Source organism: Oleiphilus sp. HI0128, from assembly GCF_001635365.1.
The window spans coordinates 1-2,508 of the sequence record NZ_LWGG01000777.1; the positions used below are offsets into that span (position 1 = coordinate 1).

The window sequence follows — 2,508 nt, forward strand, 5'->3', positions numbered from 1 at the left end:
AAGGCATGGTTCTGCAAAGGTGAAGATGTTACCGCCGAATTGCTACTTCCTATCATGGCCCTTTCAGGCCTATTTGATAGTGATGAGTTTCAAGAAATACGTCGAAACGAAAAGCTTTTATCCCAATTCGAAGAAATTATGCCGGAGCAATTGGTGGATATCTTTCTTTTCTATCATTCGGATTAAGTGCCAAGGTCGCCTCGACACAGCGGCCTTCATCACTATATTCAACCGTTTCACACAGAGATCGGACCAGCGCAATTCCGCGCCCCCATGGTTTAGTATTCATTGCCAGGTCTTCGTTCTGTGAAGCAAAATCAAAGCCTTTCCCGGTATCTCTGAGACTTATTTTCAACTCACTACCGGAACGCTCGTAATCAAAGCTCACACTAATGCTAATGCGGCCCGCATCCAAGGCGTCCATCCGTTCCTGACGCTGCTGATAGTACTTTGTAAATCCGTCATGACTGCCTTTTATAGTAGAGTCTAAGGCTAATAAACCATGCTCCAGCGAGTTGGAGTAAAGCTCAGACAAAATAGTCCTGATCATATCGGCTCGACGGTACAAAAACAGATCTGCTGGCAACACTTTAATGACCTGCACAATGGGGTCAGGCTGAGAGTGTATTCTCTCTGCATCAAGATCGACATTAACTGACCAAGGCAAATTCGTCTTTGGTTCAAGATCTATTACACTAGAATTATCAATTGGGCCTGCGGTGATTTCAACCAAAGAGATATCGTCCTGCTGCGCAGAACCTTGGCTGAAGCTATGATAGTCATCCAGTAGGCCGTCAAACACACGCTCTTGCCCGCCCTCTTTCACTCGGCGGTCAAGTGAGTCCATCACTCGTTCTTCACCAAACATTTCATCACTGTCTGTAGGGCTTCCTTCAAGAATTCCGTCAGTGAACATAAACAACTTATCACCATAACGTAATTCGTGTAGTTCTATCTCACTATTGAAGCGCTCTGCCGGCACGATACCGAGCGGCATATGTCTCGACTTTACGACACTTACAAGCCCCTCCCCAGGTCTTGTAATATACGCATCTGGCAACCCCCCTGCCCATACTAATGCTTTATCTCCCGATTCTGGCACATGTATTAGTGTCGCGGCGCAAAACATGTACTCAGGCAAAAAGGACTTTAAGGACTTATTCATCGAAGACGCAATTTCCATAATCGGCATACTTTTTTCACACATGGAGAAAAATGCTTGCGAGACAGGAATCGTACCAATTGCTGCAGCTAAACCATGACCAGTAAAGTCACCGAGAAAAGCATATAAACCACCACTTGGATTTTCGGCCAAAAGAAAGATATCGCCATTAAAGGTCGACATTGAAGAAAGATAGCTTTTAACATTTTTACAGTTCTGCAAGCTCCTCTTGAGCGTATGATTTAATACATGACGCCCCATCTCATGTTCTTGCGTTAATGTCGCGTGTAGACGGGTTAGCTCACTGTTTTTCGCATGAACTTGCTGGGTAAGCTCCTGAGTTCTCGCATGAGCCTTAATCTTCGCTTTTAGAACAATGCCATTAATGGGCTTTGGTAAATAATCATCTCCACCACTCTCCAGGCAAGCAAGCAAAGATTTCTCATCATGTTTTGCTGTCAGAAAAATAATAGGAACATGGGTATCGCCTGCGCGCTTTTTAATTAAGGACGCGGCTTCATAGCCATCCATAACAGGCATGACAATGTCCATCAGAACAAAGTCTGGCTGGTGCTCATCAAACTGCTCGACTGCTATCTGCCCATTTTCAGCTTCGATGCAGTCGTGGCCTTCGGATTCAAGCAAATACCTTACTAGAATACGATTCGATTCATGATCGTCCACAATTAGAACATTCATTCCCATTGTCTGTACTACCCACCCACGCTATTGATTAATATTTTGCGTTAAAACAATGAGACATTGTCATCACTCGCTTCTGCCGCAACACTGCTCTTAGAGCCACTCTTTTGCTTGCCAATCTCTTGCAATAAGTCGAGTATTTCGGCTTCACTGGACACACTCCTTACCTTATTCAGCGCCTCTTGTAACAAAGAGTTTTGTTGCAGAAAAGAGTTAATATCGGCACTAACATTATCAGCAAACTGTGAACTCCTGACCGCGTCAGCCACGTCCACTTTTAACGTTTCTGTATAAGCGGAAGCTTCATCCATAGTATTTTCAATGGTGACATTTGTTTGCTCCAAATCTACAAGCATTTCATCGACATGGGCTTTCGCACTGATCGCCATATTCATATCCAAGGATGCGATCTCTCCCACAATTTTGCTTACACCATCAATCGCGCGCTTTGTGTTCTCAGATGTTTCAAATATTTTGTCATTAAGGGTGTTTGAGTTTTGCGACAAGGTACGTACCTCGTCAGCAACCACGGCAAATCCTCTGCCGGCTTCACCAGCTCTCGCTGCCTCGATTGCCGCATTTAATGCCAATAAATTTGTTTGATCAGCAATACCCCTGATCTGCCCTAGCAAGGTAAAAGTTTG

Annotated in this window: 2 protein-coding genes and 1 pseudogene; 1 reads left to right on the forward strand and 2 read right to left on the reverse strand. The window is 44.5% G+C overall.

What is annotated here, in order from left to right; translation table 11 throughout:
- Positions 1-186, forward strand: a pseudogene (locus A3763_RS29605) (YecA family protein); the annotation flags it as partial.
- On the opposite strand, the gene A3763_RS11005 reads toward A3763_RS29605, so the two are convergent.
- Both A3763_RS11005 and A3763_RS29610 read right to left on the reverse strand, forming a co-directional pair.
- The gene (locus tag A3763_RS11005; RefSeq protein ID WP_068507963.1) at positions 137-1,861 is read right to left on the reverse strand and encodes a fused response regulator/phosphatase; all 1,725 of its coding nucleotides are present in this window, start codon (positions 1,859-1,861) and stop codon (positions 137-139) included. The pseudogene A3763_RS29605 and the gene A3763_RS11005 sit on opposite strands and share 50 nt — an antisense overlap.
- Before the next feature lie 47 nt (positions 1,862-1,908).
- Positions 1,909-2,508: methyl-accepting chemotaxis protein (locus tag A3763_RS29610; RefSeq protein ID WP_304440809.1), on the reverse strand; the 600-nt coding region annotated here is incomplete at its 5' end.